At 41.5% G+C, this 25,080-nt stretch carries 18 protein-coding genes and 1 CRISPR repeat array (1 of these 19 cut by a window edge); of the genes, 10 read left to right on the plus strand and 8 right to left on the minus strand.

The window, feature by feature from the left end:
* Nucleotides 1-33: 33 nt before the first annotated feature.
* Nucleotides 34-1,317: a glycosyltransferase gene (locus EAE91_RS15765; RefSeq protein ID WP_214089331.1), complete on the minus strand. Its 1,284-nt coding sequence runs from the start codon at nucleotides 1,315-1,317 to the stop codon at nucleotides 34-36.
* A gap of 269 nt (nucleotides 1,318-1,586) precedes the next feature.
* Nucleotides 1,587-2,702: a YcbX family protein gene (locus EAE91_RS15770; protein WP_214089332.1), complete on the minus strand. Its 1,116-nt coding sequence runs from the start codon at nucleotides 2,700-2,702 to the stop codon at nucleotides 1,587-1,589.
* Nucleotides 2,703-2,802: 100 nt separating this feature from the next.
* Between EAE91_RS15770 and rlmKL the strand changes: the two genes are divergently transcribed.
* From rlmKL to rmf, 6 genes are all read left to right on the plus strand, one after another.
* Nucleotides 2,803-4,920 (plus strand): bifunctional 23S rRNA (guanine(2069)-N(7))-methyltransferase RlmK/23S rRNA (guanine(2445)-N(2))-methyltransferase RlmL, encoded by a 2,118-nt coding sequence (gene rlmKL / locus EAE91_RS15775; protein WP_214089333.1) that lies wholly within the window; start codon nucleotides 2,803-2,805, stop codon nucleotides 4,918-4,920.
* 5 nt (nucleotides 4,921-4,925) lie between these two features.
* Complete coding sequence (locus tag EAE91_RS15780) at nucleotides 4,926-6,839, plus strand: ABC transporter ATP-binding protein (protein ID WP_214089334.1); 1,914 nt, start codon at nucleotides 4,926-4,928, stop codon at nucleotides 6,837-6,839.
* 85 nt (nucleotides 6,840-6,924) lie between these two features.
* Nucleotides 6,925-8,172 (plus strand): membrane integrity-associated transporter subunit PqiA, encoded by a 1,248-nt coding sequence (pqiA, locus tag EAE91_RS15785; RefSeq protein WP_214089335.1) that lies wholly within the window; start codon nucleotides 6,925-6,927, stop codon nucleotides 8,170-8,172.
* 20 nt (nucleotides 8,173-8,192) lie between these two features.
* Nucleotides 8,193-9,842: an intermembrane transport protein PqiB gene (gene pqiB, locus EAE91_RS15790; RefSeq protein WP_214089336.1), complete on the plus strand. Its 1,650-nt coding sequence runs from the start codon at nucleotides 8,193-8,195 to the stop codon at nucleotides 9,840-9,842.
* Entirely contained in the window at nucleotides 9,839-10,411 is a 573-nt protein-coding gene (pqiC, locus tag EAE91_RS15795; protein ID WP_214089337.1) for a membrane integrity-associated transporter subunit PqiC, read from the plus strand. The genes pqiB and pqiC overlap by 4 nt, the downstream gene beginning before the upstream one ends.
* A gap of 247 nt (nucleotides 10,412-10,658) precedes the next feature.
* Entirely contained in the window at nucleotides 10,659-10,826 is a 168-nt protein-coding gene (rmf, locus tag EAE91_RS15800) for a ribosome modulation factor (RefSeq protein WP_071647033.1), read from the plus strand.
* Between the two features lie 1,125 nt (nucleotides 10,827-11,951).
* Here the strand turns inward: rmf and fabA are convergent.
* Both fabA and EAE91_RS15810 read right to left on the minus strand, forming a co-directional pair.
* Nucleotides 11,952-12,470 carry a bifunctional 3-hydroxydecanoyl-ACP dehydratase/trans-2-decenoyl-ACP isomerase gene (gene fabA / locus EAE91_RS15805; RefSeq protein ID WP_046396455.1) on the minus strand — a complete coding sequence of 173 codons (519 nt, stop codon included), beginning with the start codon at nucleotides 12,468-12,470 and terminating at the stop codon, nucleotides 11,952-11,954.
* Between the two features lie 84 nt (nucleotides 12,471-12,554).
* Nucleotides 12,555-14,285 carry an AAA family ATPase gene (locus EAE91_RS15810; RefSeq protein WP_214089338.1) on the minus strand — a complete coding sequence of 577 codons (1,731 nt, stop codon included), beginning with the start codon at nucleotides 14,283-14,285 and terminating at the stop codon, nucleotides 12,555-12,557.
* Nucleotides 14,286-14,491: 206 nt separating this feature from the next.
* On the opposite strand from EAE91_RS15810, the gene matP reads away from it, so the two are divergent.
* Nucleotides 14,492-14,947, plus strand: coding sequence for a macrodomain Ter protein MatP (matP, locus tag EAE91_RS15815; RefSeq protein WP_214089339.1), 456 nt, complete (start codon nucleotides 14,492-14,494; stop codon nucleotides 14,945-14,947).
* A gap of 269 nt (nucleotides 14,948-15,216) precedes the next feature.
* Here matP and ompA read toward each other — a convergent pair whose 3' ends face one another.
* Nucleotides 15,217-16,317, minus strand: coding sequence for a porin OmpA (ompA, locus tag EAE91_RS15820; protein ID WP_214089340.1), 1,101 nt, complete (start codon nucleotides 16,315-16,317; stop codon nucleotides 15,217-15,219).
* 697 nt (nucleotides 16,318-17,014) lie between these two features.
* Nucleotides 17,015-17,578, minus strand: a complete 564-nt coding sequence (gene sulA, locus EAE91_RS15825) for an SOS-induced cell division inhibitor SulA (protein ID WP_214089341.1) — start codon at nucleotides 17,576-17,578, stop codon at nucleotides 17,015-17,017.
* 247 nt (nucleotides 17,579-17,825) lie between these two features.
* On the opposite strand from sulA, the gene EAE91_RS15830 reads away from it, so the two are divergent.
* Entirely contained in the window at nucleotides 17,826-18,428 is a 603-nt protein-coding gene (locus tag EAE91_RS15830) for a TfoX/Sxy family DNA transformation protein (RefSeq protein ID WP_214089342.1), read from the plus strand.
* Between the two features lie 59 nt (nucleotides 18,429-18,487).
* On the opposite strand, the gene yccS is transcribed toward EAE91_RS15830, so the two are convergent.
* Nucleotides 18,488-20,629: a YccS family putative transporter gene (gene yccS / locus EAE91_RS15835; protein WP_214089343.1), complete on the minus strand. Its 2,142-nt coding sequence runs from the start codon at nucleotides 20,627-20,629 to the stop codon at nucleotides 18,488-18,490.
* 232 nt (nucleotides 20,630-20,861) lie between these two features.
* On the opposite strand from yccS, the gene helD reads away from it, so the two are divergent.
* A complete protein-coding gene (gene helD, locus EAE91_RS15840; protein WP_214089344.1) occupies nucleotides 20,862-22,916 on the plus strand; it encodes a DNA helicase IV in 2,055 nt (684 codons plus the stop codon).
* Nucleotides 22,917-23,038: 122 nt separating this feature from the next.
* Here the strand turns inward: helD and mgsA are convergent, their stop codons facing one another.
* Entirely contained in the window at nucleotides 23,039-23,497 is a 459-nt protein-coding gene (gene mgsA, locus EAE91_RS15845; protein ID WP_214089345.1) for a methylglyoxal synthase, read from the minus strand.
* 123 nt (nucleotides 23,498-23,620) lie between these two features.
* Here mgsA and EAE91_RS15850 point away from each other — a divergent pair, with 123 nt between their 5' ends.
* The gene (locus tag EAE91_RS15850) at nucleotides 23,621-24,034 is read left to right on the plus strand and encodes a CoA-binding protein (protein WP_214089346.1); all 414 of its coding nucleotides are present in this window, start codon (nucleotides 23,621-23,623) and stop codon (nucleotides 24,032-24,034) included.
* 423 nt (nucleotides 24,035-24,457) lie between these two features.
* Nucleotides 24,458-25,080: a CRISPR direct-repeat array (repeat unit 28 nt; unit sequence GTGCACTGCCGTACAGGCAGCTTAGAAA) (it continues 484 nt past the right edge of the window).

Genomic DNA, 25,080 nt, shown 5'->3' on the forward strand with positions numbered 1-25,080 from the left:
GACGAAGGTATTTAGGGTTGAGTTACTGCGGCTTTATTCAAGAATTAACTGTTCTACGTGACGGGATATTGCTGCTAATGCATCATGTTTTGCGTAATCTTTTTGGACAATTTGCGCACGTTGTTTAAACAAGTCCGTACTCAGCATATTTTCCACTGTTTGCTTAAGTTGAGATTCAGTGGGATGTGCTGTATCCAAATTAGTACCGCATCCAGCCCATACAACACGAAAAGCTGCTTCCTGTTTGCCTTCTCCTGCATCTGCAATGAGTAACGGTGTCCCGTGGCTGAGAGCATAATTGATGGTTCCATAACCTCCGTTGGATATTAGCAATGAAGCTTTTGGTAGCCAGTGCTCAAATGAAATAAATTCTTCAATGCGCACTTTTTCGGGTAGATCTTTACTCAGTGTTTCTACCGATCTGCCACCGGTGGTTGCCAATATACGTATCGGTAATGTAGCCAGTGCACGTAGTGTGGGGAGAATCAACTGATTTAAATCGGTATTGGAGATAGTACCTTGAGTAACTATAACCAATGGACGTGGATCATCTTCTTCCCATAATTGAGGTGATGTTGTTGTCGGTGCAGGATTGGGGAGGGGGCCAATAAAATGGACTGTATCAGGCAACCCTTCTCGTGGGTATTCAAATGCCAGAGTTGATAGTTGCAAAAAGCGATCAGCACTGTGAATTACTTCATCGTTGAAAGGTCTGGTTAACGCAGAGCTTCCCGACTGAACTAATGCGTCATTGAAGCTATCCTGCACTTCGGCTATGAGTTGCTGGTTGGTTTCATCTACGAGTTGTTCATGTGTCAATTCTGGTGGTAATACAGCGGGTGGGATACGTGGCCCCCAGAAAATTGAATCTTTCGAAGAGTAAGCCAAAGGTGTTATGCCAATGACTATCACTGGAAGACGATGGGTTTTTTCTTCTTGTAGCAAGGGTAATATGCCATAAAAGCAGTTCTCGGCTATAAGCAGATCTGCTTGTTGTTCACGGATAATCTGCCGTAATTGGCGGTCAAGAACTGGGATTGGAGCTGAGAAGAAATTTTTGAATGCCAGTGCCATTTGTACATTTCCCGGAGGAAGTTGAGCACGGTCGGGGAAATGCTGTTCTAAATGACGATAGTCAAAGTCTATCTGTTCATCAAAAGGGACAAATTGCGCGCTTAAAGTTTCTACCTGTTGGCGAAATAACGCACCGGTAAATACGGTTACCTGATGTCCTTGTGCTATTAGTGATTGAGCGACCTTTAACATTGGATAGACATGTCCAGGGGTTGCGACCGCTGCAATGACAATACGTGCCATGACTTACTCCTTTGGTGTTTTTTCTGAGTGACTTAAGCTCCTGTTAGAGTGTAATCATTTTATGACAGTAGTTATAAATTCATTATGGTAATAATTAATTCATTATTGTAATAATAAATTCGTTATAACAATCACCGTTGTGATTGATTTATAAAATTTATTGATTTTCTCCCCTTTTAAGCAGTGTTAGCGCCACAATGGGAAAGATAGAGGAATTGGCGTTTAACGTGCCAATTTATGGCACGTTAGTTTGATTCTAATTTAAAGATCTATTCTTCGCTATTATTAAGAATAAGGTTGCTTTTTGGAATACAACAGCAAGCTAAAATATGGCCGTCGTTTTTAATCGCCGTGGCTTTTAAAGGAGAAACTTCGCCCTTAATTAAAGAAAGCTTACAGCATCCACATATTCCTGCCCGACATGAATAGGGTACTCTAATTCCTTGTTGTTCCAATTGTTCTAAAATGATTTGTTGATTATTACCTGTAAAGATTTTTCCGTTATATTCAATAGTAACAGACTGATCATTTATTTTTGGTAAATCAATATCTTCGACTTTTTCGCTACTGCCATATTTAAGCGGATCTTTTTTAGCTAATATAGTGACATTATCTCCGATTCTAATAATACCACTTGAACGGGCAATTAGATTCTGACCAAAATCGACATCACCATTTTCTGCTGTACGGAATGATTGCAATGTCGCTAATGGCTCTCCGTTGGGATTTTTAATGCCTTTATCAATGCTGACGGTTGTCAGAATACAGCGGCTACAGGGTTTGGGTAAATCAAAAATAACATCGCCAATCTGAATTGATTGCCAACTGTCTTCTGCAAATGCGTTCGCTCCGGTAATAACAATATTTGGACGAAATTGCTCTAATTTGATACTGGCCGGGCAACGTTGTTGTAATAAATGAAATGAGGCTTCATTAATGAGTAGAAATGGATAACCATCAGCAAATGATAATGGAATTTCAGGGTGTTTTTTTACCTTGCGGCTTAATTCATGGCTTAACCAGCGCAATTGCACTGGAATATCAAAGAAACCACTTAACCATTGATTAATTGTTTCTGGTGCGATTAGGGCCGTAAAATGGTTGCCCCATACTTCCGTAGGCTGCTGTTCAGGTAGGAAATCACTGTAAAGTACGGTGGCATTTTCTCCGTTGGGCGCACGCAGATAAATACCGTTATTTAACATAGCCGGAGTAAATAACAACATCTGAGGATATTTACGGGCGGTAATAAAAGTCCCGTCTGTCGTTGTGACCATAAAATTGCGATCAAATATAAGGCCGCTTTCACTGACTAATGCATGGGAAAGTTGCAAACCACGCATAGACTTTACCGGGTGGGTATACAGGCGAGACAGAGTGATCATCCGTTAATCTCCATGAAACATTTTTTACATGCGCAACTTTATGACATGTCACTTGGATTAGCTATAATGCGTAACAATTTTCTTTTTGGTGATATGTAACATGAACTCTCTGTTTGCCAGCACGGCGCGTGGATTAGAAGAATTATTGAAGAACGAACTGGAAATGCTGGGAGCGCAATCATGCAAAATTGTGCAAGGCGGAGTTCATTTTCAAGGTGATGGCAAGGTGATGTATAAAAGTCTGATGTGGAGCAGGCTGGCATCACGTATTTTGCTACCGCTAAACGAATTTAATGTTTATAGCGATTTAGATCTCTATCTTGGCGTTCAGTCTATTGATTGGAGCCAGATTTTTTCTGTAGACAGTACTTTCTCTGTGCATTTCAGTGGTACAAATGAAGAGATACGGAATACTCAATATGGCGCACTCAAGGTTAAAGACGCCATTGTCGATAGCTTTATTCGTAAGTTGGATCAACGCCCCAATGTGGCAAAGCAACAGCCGGATATTCGCATTAATGTTTTTTTGAATAAAGAGAAAGCCAGTGTTGCATTGGATTTGAGTGGTGATGGTTTGCATATCCGAGGTTATCGCGATCTTGCTGGTCAAGCTCCACTGAAAGAAAATCTGGCTGCTGCGATTATTCTACGTTCAGGCTGGCAGATTGGTACTCCGATGGTCGATCCTATGTGTGGTTCCGGCACATTATTGATTGAAGCTGCAATGATGGCGGCTGATCGTGCTCCTGGGCTGCATCGTAACCACTGGGGCTTTATTGCTTGGTTGCAACATGATGAAGAAATTTGGCGTGAGGTGACCACAGAAGCGCAGATCCGCTTTCGTAAAGGTCTTCAGGAGACAGCTTCCCGTTTTGTTGGTTCTGATATTGATCGCAGAGTGCTGGATATGGCTCGGTCAAATGCTCGTAGAGCAGGGGTTGCACAGTTGATAACTTTCCAACAAGGTGATGCTAGTCGTCTGGAAAATCCGTTACCAGAAGGCACTGTTGGAACAGTGTTAAGTAATCCACCTTATGGTGAGCGCTTGGAAAGTGAACCTGCATTGGTTGCACTACACAGTTTATTTGGGCGGATCATGAAAAGCCGTTTCCCTGGCTGGCGTCTGTCTCTATTCAGTGCGTCACCCGAGTTGCTGAGCTGCTTGCAATTACGGGCTGAACGTGAGTTTAAAGCTAAAAATGGTCCACTGGATTGCGTACAGAAAAATTATCAGTTGTCAGATAAACCACACTCATCAGAGATGAATGTGGCGGAAGATTATGCCAATCGCCTGCGCAAAAATGAAAAGAAATTAACACACTGGGCAAAACAACAAGGGATTAATTGTTATCGTCTGTATGATGCTGATTTGCCAGAATACAATGTGGCTGTTGACCGTTATGCGGATAAAGTGGTGATTCAGGAATATGCTCCGCCGAAAAGTGTTGATGCTAATAAGGCGCGTCAGCGTTTATTCGATGTTATCAGTGCAACGATGCAAGTTCTTGGGCTCTCATCAAATCAATTAGTACTTAAGACTCGTCAGCGTCAGAAAGGTAAAAGCCAGTATGAAAGAATGGCAGAAAAACGGGAATTCTTTCTGGTAAATGAGTATGACGCAAAATTTTGGGTTAATTTAACTGATTATTTGGACACCGGCTTGTTCCTTGATCATCGAATTGCCCGGAAAATGCTAGGTGAAATGAGTGAAGGAAAAGATTTTCTGAACCTGTTTGCTTATACCGGATCTGCGACAGTACATGCTGGGTTAGGCGGTGCGCGTTCAACAACGACGGTTGATATGTCTCGCACTTATCTCGAATGGGCTGAGCGGAATTTACAGGCTAATGGATTAACAGGGCGTCAGCATCGGTTGATTCAGGCAGATTGTCTCGCTTGGTTGGCTCGGGCCAATGAACAGTTTGATTTGATTTTTATTGATCCGCCAACTTTCTCCAATTCTAAACGAATGGAAGATGCATTTGATGTACAACGCGACCATATCATCTTGCTGAAGCAGCTTAAACGCTTGTTGCGTCGTGGGGGAACGCTGATGTTCTCCAATAATAAACGAGGTTTTAAAATGGATTTTGTTGAGCTGGAAAAAGTTGGCTTGGTGGCAAAAGAGATCACCAGTAAAACCCAGTCGCAGGATTTTGCCCGTAACCGTCAGATTCACAACTGCTGGCTATTGCGCCATGCTGGTGAGGAAAAATAATTACTATGTCGTTGATCAATTTATCTGGTGCGTGGTTGTCGTTCAGTGATGCGCCATTACTTGATAATGCAGAATTGCATATAGAAGAAAATGAAAGAGTTTGTCTGGTTGGTCGTAACGGTGCTGGAAAATCGACTTTGTTACGGGTATTGGCAAAAGAGCAGCCGTTGGATGATGGTCAAGTTATTTACGAGCAGGATCTGATTGTTTCTCGTTTACAACAGGACCCTCCTCGCGATGTGGAAGGGACGGTCTTTGATTTTGTTGCTGAAGGTGTTCAGGAGCAGGCCGAATATATTAAATCTTTTCATCAGGTTTCCCGTCTGGTGGAGCAAGAACCGAATCAGAAAAACCTCAACCGCTTGGCAGAATTGCAGGAGGTGCTGGATATCCGCGGACTATGGTCACTGGACAGCCGGATTAATGACGTATTGAAACAGCTCTCTTTACCTGCGGAGGCAAAGCTCTCTTCTCTTTCCGGTGGTTGGTTGCGTAAGGCGGCATTGGGAAGGGCGTTGGTCAGTTCACCAAAAGTCTTGCTGCTTGATGAACCAACTAACCACCTGGATATTGATACGATTGAATGGCTGGAAAATTTCCTGAAAGATTTTCAGGGTAGTCTGGTTTTCATTTCCCATGACCGTTCATTTATTCGCAATATGGCAACCCGTATTGTCGATTTAGATCGCGGCAAGTTAGTGTCGTGGCCGGGTAATTACGATAAGTTTCTTGAAAGCAAAGAAGAAGCATTGCGTGTGGAAGAGATGCAAAATGCTGAATTTGATCGTAAGTTGGCTCAGGAAGAAGTGTGGATCCGTCAGGGGATTAAAGCGCGTCGTACTCGTAATGAAGGGCGCGTCAGAGCGTTGAAAACATTACGTATTGAGCGTTCACAACGCCGTGAAGTAATGGGAACCGCTAAAATACAGATGGAAGAAGCGAGTCGTTCCGGCAAAATTGTCTTTGAGCTGGAAAATGTTAACTATCAAATTGGTGAAAGGAAACTGGTCAATAATTTCAGTGCGCAAATTCAGCGTGGAGATAAAATTGCACTGGTGGGGCCAAATGGTTGTGGCAAAACAACTTTACTGAAACTGATGCTAGGTGAGCTGCAATCTAATGGCGGCCGTGTTCATTGTGGTACTAAACTAGAAGTTGCTTATTTTGATCAGCATCGGATAGCACTTGATCCAGAAAGAACCGTAATGGATAACCTGGCTGAAGGTAAACAGGAAGTGATGGTGAATGGTCGTCCTCGTCATGTTCTGGGTTATTTGCAGGACTTTCTGTTTCATCCAAAACGGGCAATGACACCGGTTAAAGCGCTTTCCGGTGGTGAAAGGAATCGGTTGTTACTGGCGCGTCTGTTTCTGAAACCTAGTAATTTATTGGTACTTGATGAGCCAACCAACGATCTGGATGTGGAAACATTAGAGTTGCTGGAGGAGTTGGTAGACAATTATACAGGTACTGTATTGCTGGTTAGTCATGATCGTCAATTTGTTGATAACTCTGTGACCGAATGTTGGATTTTTGAAGGTAATGGTGTGATCAATAATTATGTTGGCGGTTATTACGATGCTCAACAACAGCGTGAACAAACGATATCGTTGCGCCGACAAAATGAGAAAAAACTGCCAACGGAAGTCAAAGTAGAAAAGGTTAAAGAATCGCCAAAAAGTTCTCGTAACAAAATGAGCCACCATTTGTTTCGAGAGTTAGAGCAATTACCATCATTGCTGGAGAAATTGGAAGAAGAGCTTGATCAGTTACAGTCTCAAGTGAGTGATCCTGAATTTTTTAGTCAGCCTCATGTAGTAACCCAAAAAATACTGACTGAGCTGTCGGAAAAAGAGCAGGCATTAGAAGCTGCTTTTGATCGCTGGCATGAATTGGAAACATTGAAAAATAACCAATAGTTAACATAATTATCAGAATCATACTGCGGAATTTTTCTGAGTATGATTCTGTGGATATTCCCAATTTCCTTACAGGAGAAAAACCTTGTGTTCCAGTAACCATCATCATGAAATGGTATTGTGCCCTCAATGTGATTTGCTGGTGACATTGCCAGAAGAGGTTCAGGGAACGAAGGCAGTTTGTCCCCGTTGTAAGACGGCATTAGTCACATGGTGGAAAGAACCTAAGCATCAGCCAACAGGTTATGCAGTCAGTGCATTATTTATGCTATTAATGGCTTGCCTGTTTCCGTTTGTTAGCATGAGCGTGGCGGGCATTGGCAGTGAAATTACCTTATCTCAAATCCCTCAGGTGATGTTTGATGAAAATTACGTCAGTGTGGGAACATTCTTTTTGCTCTGTGTTCAACTGGTACCTGCCTTTTGTATGGTCGCGATTATTCTCTTATGCCAGGGTGTTGTTATTTCCCAGAAGATAAAAGTCTGGTTGGCCAGGGTTTTATTTCAGATGAAAAGCTGGTGTATGGTTGAAATCTTTCTGGCAGGGGTATTAGTCAGCTTCGTTAAATTAATGGCTTATGGTGATATTGGGTTAGGTTTAAGTTTTTTGCCATATTGCCTATTCTGCCTTCTCCAGGTGAGAGCATTTCAATGTTTGGATCGCCACTGGTTATGGAATCAGATAGCGCTCGCACCTAAGGTGAATATACCGTTACAGGCAGGAAGATCAGGGTTAGTGCAGGGGGTTCGATTATGTCAGTGTTGTACGGCTATTTTACCGGCAGACCAGTTAGTATGTTCACGTTGTCATACTCGTGGACATGCTCGACGCCGTAACAGTCTGCAATGGACAATGGCACTGATAGTGACGGCTTTAATGCTTTATATTCCTGCTAATATCATGCCAATGATGGTGACGGAATCGTTAGGTAATCAGAGTGATTCTACTATTATGGCGGGAGTGATATTACTATGGAGTGTAGGTTCATATCCGGTAGCTTTAGTCATTTTTATTGCCAGTATTATGGTGCCATCACTGAAAATGCTGGCAATTGGTTGGTTATGTTGGGATGCCAAAGGTCACGGTAAACGAGATTCCGCCCGAATGCATTTTATTTATGAAGTTGTTGAATTTGTTGGCCGTTGGTCAATGATTGATGTATTTGTTATTGCAATATTGTCATCACTGGTACGTATGGGGAAATTTATGAGTGTCTACCCCGCAATGGGGGCAGTTATTTTTGCTTTAGTTGTGATCCTGACCATGTTTGCGGCAATGACATTTGATCCGCGTTTAATTTGGGATAGAACCAACGTTAAACATTCGTTATAAGGCAATGAAGGAGTGTCAAGGTGACGGATAAAGTTGAAGACCAGAGTCAGGCTAAAATCGATAAAATTAAAAGTTGGTCGCCAGTCTGGATTGTACCGATTGTCACCGTGCTGATTGGTGCCTGGATATTGTTTTACCATTTCAACCACCAAGGGCCGGAAGTGACGTTGATTACCTCCAACGCGGAGGGTATTGAAGCCGGAAAAACTAAAATTAAAAGCCGCAGTGTGGATGTCGGCGTGGTTGAGAAGGTCATGCTGAGTGATAATCTCAGTCGAGTTATTATTAAGGCCCGGCTAAATGATGGCATGGAAAATCTATTACGTAGTGATAGTGCTTTTTGGGTAGTGAAACCGCAAATTGGTCGTGATGGAATATCTGGCCTTGGTACTCTTCTGTCCGGGGCTTTTATTGAACTTCAACCGGGAACGAATGGTGATGAAGAAGATAAATTTAATTTGTTGGACTCACCACCATTGGCTTCACCTGATGCGAAAGGTATCCGTGTCATCCTAATCAGTGATAAAGCAGGTCAGCTTAATCCGGGCGATCCAGTATTGTTTCGTGGTTATCGGGTTGGCTCTGTTGAAACCAGCGAGTTTGAACCGAAATCGCATCTGATGAGATATCAGCTATTTATCAATGCACCTTATGATGGCTTGCTGACAACCAATGTCCGTTTTTGGAAAGAGAGTGGTATTACCTTTGATATGTCTTCTCAAGGGGTGCGTGTTGAAATGGCTTCTTTATCAACGCTGTTTGGTGGTGGTGTCAGTTTTGATGTGCCTAAGGGTTGGGAATTGGGGGAGTCAATTAAGGAAAAAGCCACTTACAAACTTTTTGATAACCAAAGAAGCATTCAAGATTCTTTATATACCAAACATAAAGATTATCTGTTGCTCTTCTCTGATTCTGTCCGAGGATTACAGCCGGGTGCGCCGGTGGAGTTTCGTGGTATCCGTATGGGAACTGTGGCGAAAGTACCATTCTATTCCGAGGGAATGAGACAGCGGTTGGATAACGATTTTCGTATTCCAGTACTTATCTCCATTGAGCCGGAGCGCTTTGAGAAGGAGTTGGGGGAGGGGTTTGATGTTGAGAAGGAGCTGAATAGCATAGCCAAACGTGGTCTGCGAGCCTCTCTCAAGTCAGGTAATTTGCTAACGGGGGCACTGTTTATTGATTTGGATTTTTATCCAAATGAAAAAGAGTGGGCTGGCCCGAATGAAATTGCAGGCTATCCGCTATTGCCAACAATCAGTGGTGGCCTTGCTCAAATTCAACATAAAGTTATTGCTGCGTTAGACAAAATTAATAATATGCCGGTTGAGCCAATGTTTAATCAGGCTATTCGTACTTTAGAAGAGAGTCAGAAAGCAATCAGAAAAGCACAGCAGACTCTTGATGAATTGAATAAAGTGTTGGCAAATCCTGAAACCAAAGATCTGCCAAAAGATATACAGAAAACATTGCAGGAGTTTAGCCGCAGTATGCAAGGCTTCCAGCCTGGATCACCGGCTTATAACAAGATGTTGGATAATATGCAGCGATTAGATCAAGCGTTGAGTGAGCTGCGGCCTGTGCTGAGAACGCTGAATAATAAGAGCAATGCGTTAGTTTTTGAGGCTAAGCCAATTGAAGATCCAGAACCGAAAAAGGCTAAAAAATGATGAGAAGACTGGCATTAATTTTAGTGATTTTTATTTCTGCTTGTAGCCGTCAGCCAGAAAAAACTTATTATCAATTACCGGTAGTCACAATAGCATCACAAAAGAGTGCTATTGTGCAGCATGATCACCAATTATGGGTACAACGAGTCATGTTGTCCGATTATCTGTCATCTTCCGGTGTGGTATATCAAAGTAGTGATGTTAGTTATATCGGTGCGGCGAATCACTTATGGGCAAGTCCACTTGAACAGCAGTTACAGCAAGTGTTGGTAGCAGAATTGACCATAGCGCTACCGCAGCGTTTAGTGTCGGCCCAACCATTGGTTAATAAACCAGATACTTTGGATGTAACAGTAACCAGTTTTCATGGTCGTTATGATGGTAAGGTGATTTTGCAAGGTTACTGGACATTAACTTGTCAAGAGAGTGAGACGAGTGTCGTTAAACAGCCCTTTAGTATAGAACTAAAACAAGAAGAGGATGGTTATGATGATTTAGTTCGCACGTTGGCAAAAGGATGGAGTCAGTTGGCGCAAGCTATTGCTAATCAATTAATGTCCCAATCGTAACCCTCAGCCATTCTCCGGGTGTAAGACCTTTACGCTCGGAGAAAATTGGCATTATCAGCATGATAAAAATTTCTCTTTATTATTAATACCTTATTGATTTTCTCTGTACTAATATAACAAATATTACATTAATATGAATTTCTTGACTTGATTTTCAAAATTTATAGGGGTATTTCTAAATTGTGGTTGGATGAATGATGACCACTGTTTTCTTTCTACTGATCTAGCTTATGAGGTAAATAAAAGCATGAAGAGACAGAAACGAGATCGTTTAGCACGTGCGTTATCGAGAGGGTACCATGCAGGTATTTTGGGGCGCTCAAGGGAGCATTGTCCCTATTATTCATTAGATGCCCGTTCTCATTGGTTAGGAGGATGGCGCCAGGCTATGGAAGACAGGGCGATGATGGCTTAGTCTGCCAAACTGATGTATAGGTTAGGTGAGAAAAAACCACCATTTCTTAATCGACGTGTATATATCCCAAATTTAATCTGACAGTGACTGATTGCTTATTACAGATATCTGTCAGATTGAATCCTGTTGGTAAATTTGTTTAACCTATTTAATAAAACATCATACGACGGATATACTGATGCACTGAGTGTAGTAAATAGGGTACGTATAGCAATTAATGTGCTGGTTTCCTATTTCTTTGTATTGTTCTTTTTGGGATTCCGTTTGCGAAATTTGATGAGATAGAATTCATGGCCGCCAGCTCATACATCCTATTTAACCTCCAATATGACTGATATTGCGGCCATTCAGTAATTTATCTACTAACGAGAGGGATAATCGCAGTAAGCAGGGTTTGATAAACATTTATGACGTATTTGAACCCTATAGAGAGGGCTATATTCCACATCTTCCCCGACTGCTATGGCTACATTTTCATGAGTTGAATAGGCTGTTTGAAGCAATGATAAAAGTATCGATCCGGCACTATAAGTACATACCCACCTAAATCCTCGGGCGCGAGTAGGAGTGACTATTTTTCCATAGCAATCTCCATTACTGTTAGATGCTTCTATCATTTCGATGGTACCTTCGAGCTTATTTATTGCTATGGCAGTTGGTGTAATAGTTAATGCTACGATTATGAGCAGTATTTTTCTGATGTTCATATAAATTACCCTTGGTTGTGTTTGTTAATAATAATTACTAATAATAAATTTTATTGATGTTTTGCCTGTTACTAATATGCTTTTTGAGCTTATTTGATATATCAGGTCAATTTGATCATAGCACAATTTGTCAATTGCATACTAATTAGCCAGTAATAAACCAAGTACTTATATTGCAGGTTATCGAGATGTGATTGTGTGCTATTCCTAGCCGAGGTAGGTTAGAGCTTGATTTTGAATTTCATACTCTAAGATATAATCGGAATTGCCTTTGAAGAGCAAAAAACAATACCAAGTATTTTTCAAGCAAATATTTTTTTCAAATAGCGTACTGTTTGCTTGGTGGTATGCTTTTAGCGAAAAAGGTGAAAAGCAATTAGCTAGTCACCTTCCTTTTCGATATGTTACTGATTATTGATTAGAAAGCGCTGGTATCTTTGAACAAGCCCACTTTCAAATCCGTTGCCGTATAGATGACTTTACCATCTACTAACACTTCACCGTCAGCCAGTCCCATAATCAATTTACGGTTAATAACGCGTTTAAAGTTGATACGGTAAGTGACTTTTTTCGCTGTTGGTAATACTTGGCCGGTGAACTTAACTTCGCCAACGCCAAGGGCGCGGCCTTTTCCTTCACCTCCTAACCAGCCAAGGAAGAATCCAACCAATTGCCACATGGCATCGAGGCCAAGGCAGCCGGGCATTACCGGGTCATTAATAAAATGGCAGTCGAAAAACCATAAATCAGGGGTAATATCCAGCTCGGCTTCTATGTAACCTTTATCGTAGGTACCACCGTTTTCTGTCATTTCAATGATGCGATCCATCATTAGCATATTACCGGATGGTAATGGTGGCCCATTTTCTCCGAACAACTCACTACGTCCAGATGCGATAAGATCTTCTTTTGTGTAGGATTTACGTTTATCAACCATAATTATCAGATAGCCTTATATTTAATGTAGGGTAAATAATAGAGTACACTTGTACGCTGAACAACTCCGATCAGACATTCTGAATTAACCCAACCAGCGAAGAAACCACGGGAATTTAGGCCGTTCTTGGTTATTCGCCTGTGTTATACGTTCTTGTATCATAGCTAACAAGTGTGCTTCTTGTTGATCATAATAAGGGATACCTGTTAATAAAGGCAGCGCTTCAGAAACATGTCTTACTGACCATAAATGGAATTTTTGCGCTTTTACCGCATCTACAATGACTTGGTTAAGACATAAATGACGGACGTTCGCTGCTGGTAGGATAACCCCCTGTTGACCAGTGAGTCCTCTGCGATAGCATACTTCAAAGAAACCTTCGATTTTTTCGTTAATACCACCGATGGGTTGAACGTAACCAAATTGATCTACTGCACCTGTGACGGCCAGTTGTTGATCTATGGGTTGCAGGGAAAGAGCACTAATCAGCGCGCATAATTCAGCAAGAGAAGCGCTGTCGCCGTCAACTTCACTATAAGACTGTTCAAATGCAATAGATGCAGAGAAAGGCTGCGGTTGATCCAACTTTAGCTCGGAAATCAAAAAGGCTTGCATAATCATCATGCCTTTCGCATGGATATTGCCACCTAACTCGACTTTGCGTTCAACATCAATAAATTCCCCATCTCCTATATGAGCCACGCAAGTGATACGGGATGGTTCTCCTACTGAATCAGGATGGCCGGGGTATTCCAGCACAGATAATCCATTAATTTGGCCAATGACCATGCCTTGGGTGCGGATAAGAATCTGGCCTTGATGAATTTCCTCTAAACCACGTTCTGGCAGATAGTTGTGACGCCAGTGGCGATTTTCCTCTGCTTGTTTAATAGATTGAGCTGTAATCTGATTTTCTTGCTGATAGAGTGCCGCGGTAGTGAGTTGCCGTTGTAACCAAAGAATATCCAAAGGCAGGCGGTATTGATCTTCTACATAACGAGTTGCTTGCTGGACAAACTCAGGCCAGGCATTATGATTCAATGAAGGCAATTGCCATTGTTGAATAAGCCCATTGATATAATTGCACCACAGGCTTAAATCCTGCTCATTATGAAATGGCATATCCAGATCAAATTCACCATACAGAGCGCTTTTTGCTAATTCAGGTTCTGTTGCCTGAAACTCTTCAAGGTTTAGACGATCTCCAACCAGAATCAGACGTAGCTTTAATGGCATCGAGGGGATAGGCAATGGTAGCGGTTTGTTGCTATCTGGAGACAACCATTCAAAGCGTTGCTGAATAATCATTTGTTTCAGGCGAACCCACATTAATGGCTGAGAAAGTAGGGTACGTAATGGCAGAATAAGTACACCGCCATTTACCTGATGAATCAGACCGGGTTGTAAGTGAATTTCTCCATTGTGAGAATGGAAGCAACCAAATAATTGCTCTGCTTCTATCCATTCACGATAGGCGACGCGTAACTCAGGTGTGAAATGGCCTTCTGTTGATGGTTGCCAGCTAATTTTCTGTTGCTGGATGTGATAATTGCCACCAATTTGGGGAAATTCTTTAGTGAGCAATGGATCAATAGATTCAGCTAATGCTGATAAATAAGCATCACATTCTTCAGCTTTCAGTAGCATAAAAGGCTGGCGGGAATCCATCCGGCAAAAAAGCTGCAAACCACTATGTAGCCGTGATTGAACGGTTTCCATACTGGCTGGTACCTGTTGGGAAGCAGAATGAAAGAGCGCATCATAAGGAGCGCAATTCGGCAGTAATGCCTGCCAGTCTAGTTTGTTAGTGGTCAAAATGATCGCTGTATATTGTAAAGTAGGAAAGTGTCGATTATACAAGATTAAGATATAAACCAACATGCTTGAATGTTTGCTATTGTCGACACTTTATGTAAAACATAATTTGATCAAAAAGCAGAGATTAATCGGTTTGGCTATAAGCAATTTACTGAAATAGTTGTTATGCTTATTTTTAGTTACGCTGTCACTGAGAAAGTAAGATGAAATATCAACAACTGGAAAATTTGGAATGTGGCTGGAAGTGGGCTTATCTGATGAAAAAACATCAAGAAGGCGAGCTAATTACTAAATATATTGAAAACAGTGCGGCTCATGCAGCAGTTGATAAACTCATTGAACTTGAGAGTGAACCGGTAAGGGTATTGAAATGGATTGAGCAGCATATGAATCCTGATTTATCCAACCGGATGAAACAAACTATCCGTGCTCGACGTAAACGGCATTTTAATGCGGAACATCAGCATACTCGTAAGAAATCCATCGACTTAGATTTTCCCGTGTGGCATCGCTTATCTGCGCTTGCTCAGCGACGGGGTAATACGCTGTCAGAAACTATCATCCAGTTAATTGAAGATGCTGAACGGAAAGAAAAATATGCCAATCAGATGTCTAGCTTGAAACACGACTTGGAAGCTATTCTGGGTAGGAAAGAGTAATTGCAGTTGTTATATACCCTATTGGTTTCAAGATGCATCGCGGCGGCAAGGGAGCGAATCCCCGGGAGCATAGATAACTATGTGACCGGGGTGAGCGAGTGCAGCCAGCAAAGAAGCAACTTGAAAGATGACGGGTATAGATTGGTATTACAACAAGCCCCTTAATATTAATAGGTTTGATATAAAATTTCACTGTAAGTAAAAGAAAACCCCATTTGGCAATGGGGCTTTCTGAGCTTTTGATGATTAATTATAACCAAGAAAGGCTATTATTGAGCGGATTGTGCTTGAGTAACAATTTCTTTAATGCCCTGAATTTCGATCTCTACGCGACGATCTGGTGCCAGACAGTTGATTAGGTTAGGTTTGCGAATCTTATCACAGGTAGAACCGGTGACTGGATTTGCTTTACCGTGGCCTTCTGCGCTGATACTGCCGGCAGGGATACCTCTGTATACCAGATAGTCAACTACGCTTTGAGCGCGTTTTTGAGACAGTTTCTGATTGTAAGCGTCTTTACCGATACGGTCGGTGTAGCCTAAAACCAGCACCTTGCCCTGATTTGGGTCGATGTTTGCTAACTCAGTGTAGAGTTGATCCAAGGTATGTTTACCTTCGGTTTTCAGCTCAGAACTTGCAAATTCGAACAGCACGTCAGAACGCAGGGTAAAACGTTTATTTTCAACAACGGGTGCTGGAGCTGGTGTTGGCGCAACAATCGGAGCCGGAGCAACAACTGGGGCTGCTGCTTCATCTTGGCCGAAACGATAAGACACACCTACGCTCAACAGACCGTTATCAGGACGTGCGCCTACTGAACCTGCATCACCGATATTGTTGACCCACTGGTAATCCAGACGAGTAGCCCAGTCTTTAGTTATCGCATACTCAACACCGATGGCCGCCAGTGGAGAAACACCGGTGTCATGATTTTTCAGATGAGTATTGGTTGCGCTGTAATTTGCTTTGGAGTCTGCCCGCCAAACCATACCACCCAAGCGAGTATAGATATCCAAATCATCCATAATTGGATAGCTCAGTTTGGTTGCCAATTGGAAACCGTGGGCTTTGAAGGCACCATTATTGACGCTGCCTTTGTAAGCCATACGTCCTAACCAGTCATAACCTATTTCAAAACCCAGGTATGGATTGGCTTGGTAACCTAAAAAAGCACCCGCACCCAATTGGTTTTTGTGAGTAGAACCATTACCGATCGCACTGGTATAACCGTTGCCGTAGAAGTTCACGTCATGGTATTGGGACCAGCCCAGCTTACCACCGGTATACCAAGTGTTGTCTTTTGGAGCTGCTTGCGTTGCAGTTGTGAAAGCGGCCACTGCCACTGCTATCGCGATAGCTATCTTTTTCATTTTAACGCCTCGTTATTATCATCACCCAATAGGCAATTGGCTTTGGAAGCCTTTTTACTTACTACCTATCCCATTAGGCTTTCATTTGCCATTCTTTGTAATAAAAGCGAGCACTGAATTGTGCCCAAATTCTCGGTACCATTACTGTGTACACTTTGAATTGTGCGCGTTTCCATGTTCACTATTTACCCATAAGAATGGCCCGCACTAATTTATACCCGTCATCTTCCAAGTTGCTTCTTTGTTGGCTGCACTCGCTCACCCCAGTCACATAGTTATCTATGCTCCCGGGGATTCACTCCCTTGCTGTCGCGATGCATCTTGAAATCCATAGGGTATAGTATCTTTTAATATCTACTAAGATAGGCTGTTGAGCCATATTGATTAAAAACTCAGTTAGGAATACTGCACTTTCGTAAAACCGATGGACCAAACAATACTAAGGGTACGAATATTAAGGGTACAATAAGTGCAGTAACCTTTAATGGTGTAAAGTCTACAACGAAGTTAAAAAGTTACAAGTACCCCTTGATTAATAGAGTAAAAAATTTAAAAGATAATGTATGATTTCAAAAAAAACTTTACTATTCTTTACAACTAATCTTACCTTAATTAATTGATTTTAATTGTGATTAGTGATTTTTGGTCTGATCTGGGTATTTTGTGTTATGAATATTGCGATAATTCCTAATTTTGGTCAATGATAGTAAATGGAATGGATTTTTAGTAAATCTGATCGTGATTCAGCACAGTTGGTTTCTTTATTTACGTCTTGTGGGCGCATAATAAAGCCCAGTGCATTACCTTTTTGTGCCGCAGCCCGTAATTTTACGGTATCTTTTTCTGATAACTTTGGTAACCAGCCAAGTACCACGCTGTAATTACCACTCGCCAATGCTCTTTCCATTGCTTCTACCGTTGTAATGGAGCTGATGCGATTTAATTGGACAATCTTATCTAAAGGTAACCCGGAGTTAATTAACCATTGGCGGCTTAGTTTCTTATGTGGACTAACCCACAACAACCAGCGGGCTTCATTTCCTGATTGGCGCAACAAAGGTAGCAATATACGATTAATGACAGCTTGGTTATCGCTATATTGGTTATCACTGTAGATCAACTCACTCACTATGCCTTCTTTACCCTCTTTCACTACCTCTTCTCTTTTGGTTGAATTATCTTGTTTGGGTGAAGAGAGTGATAACTGCTTTTTGGTTGACTGATGTTGAGAAGGGTAAACCCAGGATGATTGAATGCCCATGATGAACCTCGCCACAATTAACTGTATTAATATACAGTATCTTCATATCAGGCTAAGATCAAGTCTATTTTTTCAAAGAGCTTCGCAAATATTGACTGTAAATGGCTGTAAACTCATTTAACCATTGGCAGAGAAAATTGAATTGCGTATGTTTTTAATTGCTTGTTCCTGTTATTTATTTTACTAATAACTGGGACAAATTTATGGATAAGAGATTTATTTGCACAAAACTCATGGAGTGATCTGTATGTTTTTGTCTGAGGTACGTTTTACTCAACTCAAAAATGGTTTTTCTTCGTTTGGAACATTGACAAGGAAGCCACAGTTTGGTGGTTACAGCCTGTTAGCTGATGGGATTATGTTCGCTATTATTGCTGATGGAGAATTATATTTACGAGGAAATGGACATGCTGAAGTATTATTTAAAGCCAGAGGAATGAAAAACTATATTTATTCGAAAAAGGGAGTGCCTGTAACTTTGCGTTATTACCAAGTGGTTGAATCACTTTGGCAAGATCAAGAGTTGTTATCTCAATATGCGCATTTGGCTTATCACTACTCATTTATTGAAATGGCGGGTAAAAAGAAAATGCCGGAGCGCTTGAAGGATTTACCTAATCTTGGAATGTCTTTGGAACGTCAGTTATGGAAAGTTGGAATATGTAAAGTTGAAGATTTACGGTTGTTAGGTGCGAAAGCCAGTTATTTAAAACTGCATCAATATAAAAGAAAATCTAATGTTAGTTTATTACTTGCTTTGGCTGGTGCAATTGAAGGATGTCATTCAGCCGTTTTACCGGTACAGATTCGTAATGATTTATTACGCTGGCATCAGGAACTGGCTTGTTAGATCTTTATCGAGAATAGCTAATGAAAGGGGCAGTCAACTGCCCCAGTATATCAATCTGGTTATAATTGATTAATTTGTTTAATGATATTAACAAGTTCAGGTAGCAATTCTATTAACAAACCAGTTTGTTGCAATACCAATTGCTCTTTACTATTTCTTTCTGCCGAAGCTTGCTCAATTCTTTTCACTATGTTGACAGGTATTTGCTTAATTCTATCATCATCTATTGATGCAGGTTTTAGTGCTGTATCGACATAACGAACAGCATCATTAAGAATGTCCAGAATGATTTTATTATCCAATTTATCTCGGTGTGCTCCCAACGCGGAGACGTAACTTAGCATAGTGTGATTTAGGCACAATAACCGAAATGCTTTTTCTTGAGCAGTCTGGTCACTTTTCGGCTCGGCAGACATGTTTGAAATAACGGATGCCAATTCTGCGTCACTATTATGGGCATCACGGCGGGCAATTCGATAGTTCAATCCATTATCTTTTCCCTGATAATATTGAACTAAAATGGCATCAAGATAGCGACAATTGGTGTTCATCGTCCGGTTTATCACTTGTGATAACTGGCGGTATTTCCAGTCTGGCCAGATGAAATTTACGGCTAACCAGGCGCTACCACAACCGATTAATGTATCAATAATTCTTGGTAGTGCGACTTCAAAGCCTTCACCTAACAAATTGAAGCATAATAATACCAGTAACGTGATAAACAGGGTGGCATGCGCATACTGGATATTGCGGAAGGCGAAGAACAATACACCAGAAATAACAATTAGCACCAGTTGCCCTTCAATAGATGGCACAAAGTAAAGAATTGGCAAGCCGATCAATACGCCCGCAACAGTTCCTATTATCCTCAGTGTCAAACGGTGGCGGGTAGCGCTATAGTTGGGTTGGCAAACAAATAAACTGGTTAGTAAAATCCAATATCCGTGTTGTAAATCCAACAACTGGATCATAGTGTAGCCACTACATAGCAGAGCAGACATACGGATTGCATGGCGGAACAGGGCTGATTGTGGGGTTAGGTGACGGTTGAGCCTTAAACAGATATCACGCCAGCCAGTCAACGTTTCGTCAGATAGTTGAGTCTCATCTTTTCTGTCTCTGGAAAGATTGTATCGTCCAGAACTCATGCTTGCTAATTGCGCATCAATTGCGCGCAGGTTTTTCAGCAAATTATATAAGGCGGTAATCTTGAGGTTATGTTTCTGTTGTTTACTGAGTTGTTGTAGGGAACTTTCCAAATAGTTAAATGCACGTTCGACATGCGGATTGTGTTGGTATGGTTTGTGCCAAAGTATCGATTGAGCAATTTGTTCACATACACGGGCTTGCATAGAGAGAAGACGTTGAAAGCGAAACAGAATGTCGCTGTAACGAAAAGTATGCAATAAGCTCTGATATTGCACATGGGATGAACTTGCACGTTCGTGAATATCTTGTGCAACAAAGTAATAGTGCAGAGTGTGATCGGCTCCTCGTTGGCTGCTATCGCCTTTCAGACGGGTCAGTAGAGAGGTTTTGGCTTGATTTAGCGTGTTAACTAAGACACTGTTTGCTATTGCCACATTAACGACGGATTGCTGGTATCCTTCTTCTATTATATCGGGATCAAACAGATTAGCTTTAGCATCAAGATAAACTGCAAGTTGTTGGTAACAATGCGCCAGATTGTCTTGTAACGGACGGATAGGGAACAATAAATGACCAGTTAGGGTTAGCAGGTTATACCAGATTGCACCTGTCAGCAGTAATAAGGGTTGTTGATACCATAGTGGGAAAATAGACGAACCAAGCATGGTATAAATTGCGATCAACAACGCACCAAATGCAATAGTGGCATAACGCTGTCCGAGGGCTCCTAATAAGATAAAACTGCAAGTGGATAACGCCAGCCCGATGGTAAAAAGCCAGGGGTAGGGGAATAGTAATTCAATAGAGGCTGAAGCGATAAAAAAAGAAATCAGTGTGATCACTAGATTACGTAAACGACCAGTCAGACGATCATCAAGATCGGCGAGTGCTGCGGCAACAACGCCTAAGGTCAATGAGATAGTTATTTTCGGCTCTTTATCCAGAAACCAAGGCACTAATGTTGTTCCAGTCAGGGCTATTAGAATGCGGTTATAATAGAGAAAATGACTGTTATAAAGAAAACGGCGCAGACTAGATAAAACAGTTAGCACAAAATACCTCTGAGGTAATAAAAATGGCCATAAACAACTATACCTTACGGATTTCAAGATGCATCGCGACGGCAAGGGAGCGAATCCCCGGGAGCATAGCCAACTATGTGACCGGGGTGAGCGAGTGCAGCCAACAAAGAGGCAACTTGAAAGATAACGGGTATATTATGATAAAAGGTTTATTAGTGATAAAAAACTCTTATAAGACATTTTTTAGGTATGGCGCTCGATAATGGAACTTAAAGCAACACAAATTGGCCAACGTCTTGCTCAGCATCCTTATAATCGGGTGCGTTTGTTGAATGCGGGTATTGAAGTCAGTGGTGAAAAGCATCAATACCTTATCCCATTTAACCAGTTAATTAATATTCAATGTAAACGAGGTATTGTCTGGGGGGAGTTAGAGTTTGAACTGCCTGATAGACAAGCGGTTCGCCTTCATGGCACTGAATGGCAGCAAACTCAGCGTTTTTACCATTATCTGCTTGGTGAATGGCAGAAATGGAGCCAGGAAATGAGCGATATTAGTGCTAATGTGCTGGCAACTCAGGTTAGTGAAATCAACAGAATTGACCAACAGAATCGCTGGCTTAAAAAAACGGATTTATTCCAGTTGCAACAGCGGATTCAGGCCGCGTTTCAGGCTTTACCATTGCCGTTACAGCGTCTGGAGCAATTTGATAATTGCCGGGATGGGTATCAAACGTGTTTGTGCTGGCTTGAGAATGGCGAAAAGCTTGTTGAAAAAATGAATCTGCAATGGACAGAACGCATGTTGGAGCAACATCGTGACTTTTTTCAGCGGGTAGAAACATCTCCGTTAAATCTTTCTCAGAGTTTGGCGGTTGTTAACGGTGAAAATTCAGTTCTGGTTCTAGCTGGCGCGGGGAGTGGAAAAACATCTGTGTTAGTTGCGAGAGCCGGTTGGTTATTACTTCGCCAACAGGTGATTCCCGAACAGATATTGTTGTTGGTGTTTGATAATCAGGCTGTAAGTGAGATGAATGAACGGATTCATATCCGTCTTGGTGTGAATGATATTAAAGTAAAAACGTTTCATACTCTGGCGTTGCATATCATTCAGCAAGGAAGTAATAAAGTACCAAAAATCAGTGAATTGGAAACTGACGAACAAAAAAGAAGAGATTTTCTGATTAAACATTGGCAACAACAATGCAGTGAGAAGAAAGCACAGGCCAAAGGTTGGCGGGAATGTCTGACGGAAGAGCTGAAATGGGAAGTGCCGGAAGGTGAATTTTGGCACGATGAACAGCTTGCTAACCGTTTGTCAGACCGGCTTGAGCGTTGGCTGGGTTTGATGCGTATGCATGGTGGTAGTCAGAAGGCGATGATAGAACAAACTCAGGAAGAGTATCTGAATCGGTTTCAAAAATGTATTCGTCTGATGGGGCCTTTATTAAAAGCGTGGAAATCTGAATTAAAAATAGAAGGTGCTGTTGATTACTCAGGGTTAATCCATCAGGCAGTGAATACTCTGGATAAAGGGCGGTTTATCAGCCCGTGGAAGCATATTCTGGTTGATGAGTTTCAGGATACTTCACCATTAGGGGCCAAATTGCTCACTGCATTGCGAGCGCAAAACAGCCAAAGTTGTCTGTTTGCCGCAGGGGATGATTGGCAAGCAATATATCGTTTCAGTGGTGCGGAACCGATGTTGACTACCGTATTTGCTGATTATTTTGGTAAAAATGCTGAATGTGTATTGGATATCTCTTATCGGTTTAATGGTAGGATTGGTGAGATTGCTAACGCGTTTGTGCAACAAAACCCGAATCAATTAAGGAAGCCACTAAATAGTTTGATTAAAGGTAATAAAAAATCAATTGTTATCCTGCCAGAAGATCAGCTTGAATCTTTATTGAATAAAATGAGTGGCTATGTCACTGAGCAGGAGACAATTTTATTACTAGCACGTTATCACTATTTGAAACCTGAATTACTGAAAAAAGCAGCAACTCGCTGGCCTAAACTGCAAATAGAATTTATGACTGTTCATGCTTCCAAAGGACGACAAGCGGATTATGTCATTATTCTTGGTTTGCAGCAGGGGCAAGATGGTTTTCCTACACCGGCAAGGGAATCGGTGATAGAGCGGGCTTTATTGCCGCCGCTGGAAGATTTTCCGGATGCGGAGGAGCGTCGCCTTTTGTATGTTGCATTAACACGGGGGAAGAAGCAGGTATGGTTGATGCAGGATAAGAAGAATCCATCAGTATTTGTGCGTCAATTAGAGCGGCTAAATGTGCCTGTTCAACGTAAACCTTGAGGTTTTGTTTGGCTGAAATATTCAGGGCTATCATGGGATACCTTTGCTGGAAATCTCACTCTTGTTTTTTCTAGTATCTGACTTGGAGAAAATGTGTAGTTGTAGGTATATGTTGTAAAGACTTATTTCAGACGTTCATTCAAATAATTTTGATAATCAGGCACTTGAATACTTACTGATTCAGAAAATAGAGGAGAACTAACAATAAAATCCGCAGAGGCTAGATTGGTTGCAACGGGGATATTCCATACTGTAGCAAGGCGTAGCAGTGCTTTTACATCAGGATCATGAGGTACGGAATTAAGCGGGTCCCAGAAAAATATCAACACATCAATTTTCCCTTCTGAGATTAGAGAACCAATTTGTTGATCTCCACCCATTGGGCCACTAAGCATATTGGTAATGGGTAATCCGGTTTCGTTTTGAATCAGATTACCGGTTGTGCCGGTAGCGTATAAATGATGTTTCTTGAGTAAATGCTTATGTTTTTTGGACCAGATTAGTAGCGAAGTTTTACAGTGGTCATGTGCAATAAGCGCTATATTTTTAGCGATTGCCATTGCGCGGGTTGTCAATTCCATGAGGATACCTTTGGTAATCGTTATTGTGTTTTTGAACGCAGTGAGCTCAATTGATAACAATGTTTATCATATACACTGTAATAAATAAACAAAGTAAAAATATCGGATTTTAAGGAGGAGTAAATGAATGACCAGAAAATTGCAGACATATTAAAACGAGTAAAAACAATCGCTTTGGTAGGTGCGAGTGAAAAAACTACGCGTCCAAGTTATAAAGTTATGGCTTATTTACTGGAACAAGGCTATCAGGTGATTCCTGTCAGCCCGAAGCTTGCCGGACAAACACTACTTGGGCAACAAGTGTATGCACAACTGGCAGATATTCCACAACCTGTTGATATGGTTGATGTATTCCGTAATGCTGAAGCTGCATATGACATTTCGCAAGAAGCTATAGATATCAAAGCAAAAGTGCTCTGGTTGCAACTTGGTGTTATTAATGAGCAAGCAAAAGTGTTGGCAGAGGAAGCCGGTCTGGATGTTGTTATGGATCGCTGCCCAAAAATTGAAATTCCAAGATTGGGACTCGAAAAATAATATTTTTCAGCTTGTAGTTACTTAGTTTCTAATCAATGGACGAAGGGAGCCCGGCACCAATATCTAATACAAACTTAAGGAGTTGGATGAGAAGCGGTGTCCGGGTTCCAAGTGTTCAAAATAATGTTTGAGTTGGATATTGAGTTTGCTTTTCCAGACATCTTATAAAATCTACTTTCGCAGTTATTACAATATGTTAAGGAAAATTTGGTTATTCTTATGGTTGCTAAGTTTTGCCAGAATCTACACTTTCATTGCTATGAGGTAGGTGCTTTTGCTGTACCCCAGTTTTAACCCTTTTTTATCATCAAAAAATAACTTATTGATTTAAAAGAAAAATTAGATATCTCCTAAAAAAAGGGTTTTTTCATTTTTTATCATTATATTCTTTAACAGTCAGCAACTTAAGGTTAATATGTAACAGTGCACTGCCGTACAGGCAGCTTAGAAAATGATAAATTCACCCGTCACTACGACCTTGATGTGCACTGCCGTACAGGCAGCTTAGAAATTAATTTTACCCGGTTGTGGTTTGAGTTATTGGTGCACTGCCGTACAGGCAGCTTAGAAATATACCACTAACAGGTGAATTATGGACAGTTTGTGCACTGCCGTACAGGCAGCTTAGAAAGCACCATGCAAGTATGGTGCAAGCATCAGAAGTGCACTGCCGTACAGGCAGCTTAGAAAATCACCATTTGTAAAGGCCGCTTCTTCCTGCTGTGCACTGCCGTACAGGCAGCTTAGAAACCGAAAGCAAATAATTTCCGGCCGGAAGCGGAGTGCACTGCCGTACAGGCAGCTTAGAAATGTTTTCGGTCACTTATCGGGCAAGCAAGCAAGTGCACTGCCGTACAGGCAGCTTAGAAAGCAGCGTCATTGATTGATTCAAGTAAATCATAGTGCACTGCCGTACAGGCAGCTTAGAAATAAAGGCATCAGATTTATTGATAACTTTGATAGTGCACTGCCGTACAGGCAGCTTAGAAAATTGCTCAGCAGTTAATGCATGTGCTTCTTCTGTGCACTGCCGTACAGGCAGCTTA

This window comes from Photorhabdus noenieputensis, assembly GCF_018448935.1.
GTDB classification, from domain to species: domain Bacteria; phylum Pseudomonadota; class Gammaproteobacteria; order Enterobacterales; family Enterobacteriaceae; genus Photorhabdus; species Photorhabdus noenieputensis.

Coding starts and splice junctions, on each gene's coding strand:
- helD (WP_214089344.1), top strand. CDS start 20,862: ATGGAACTTAAAGCAACACAAATTGGCCAACGTCTTGCTCAGCATCCT.
- rmf (WP_071647033.1), top strand. CDS start 10,659: ATGAAGAGACAGAAACGAGATCGTTTAGCACGTGCGTTATCGAGAGGG.
- rlmKL (WP_214089333.1), top strand. CDS start 2,803: ATGAACTCTCTGTTTGCCAGCACGGCGCGTGGATTAGAAGAATTATTG.
- fabA (WP_046396455.1), bottom strand. CDS start 12,470: ATGGTTGATAAACGTAAATCCTACACAAAAGAAGATCTTATCGCATCT.
- EAE91_RS15850 (WP_214089346.1), top strand. CDS start 23,621: ATGAATGACCAGAAAATTGCAGACATATTAAAACGAGTAAAAACAATC.
- ompA (WP_214089340.1), bottom strand. CDS start 16,317: ATGAAAAAGATAGCTATCGCGATAGCAGTGGCAGTGGCCGCTTTCACA.
- EAE91_RS15830 (WP_214089342.1), top strand. CDS start 17,826: ATGTTTTTGTCTGAGGTACGTTTTACTCAACTCAAAAATGGTTTTTCT.
- mgsA (WP_214089345.1), bottom strand. CDS start 23,497: ATGGAATTGACAACCCGCGCAATGGCAATCGCTAAAAATATAGCGCTT.
- pqiC (WP_214089337.1), top strand. CDS start 9,839: ATGATGAGAAGACTGGCATTAATTTTAGTGATTTTTATTTCTGCTTGT.
- EAE91_RS15770 (WP_214089332.1), bottom strand. CDS start 2,702: ATGATCACTCTGTCTCGCCTGTATACCCACCCGGTAAAGTCTATGCGT.
- EAE91_RS15780 (WP_214089334.1), top strand. CDS start 4,926: ATGTCGTTGATCAATTTATCTGGTGCGTGGTTGTCGTTCAGTGATGCG.
- sulA (WP_214089341.1), bottom strand. CDS start 17,578: ATGGGCATTCAATCATCCTGGGTTTACCCTTCTCAACATCAGTCAACC.
- EAE91_RS15765 (WP_214089331.1), bottom strand. CDS start 1,317: ATGGCACGTATTGTCATTGCAGCGGTCGCAACCCCTGGACATGTCTAT.
- matP (WP_214089339.1), top strand. CDS start 14,492: ATGAAATATCAACAACTGGAAAATTTGGAATGTGGCTGGAAGTGGGCT.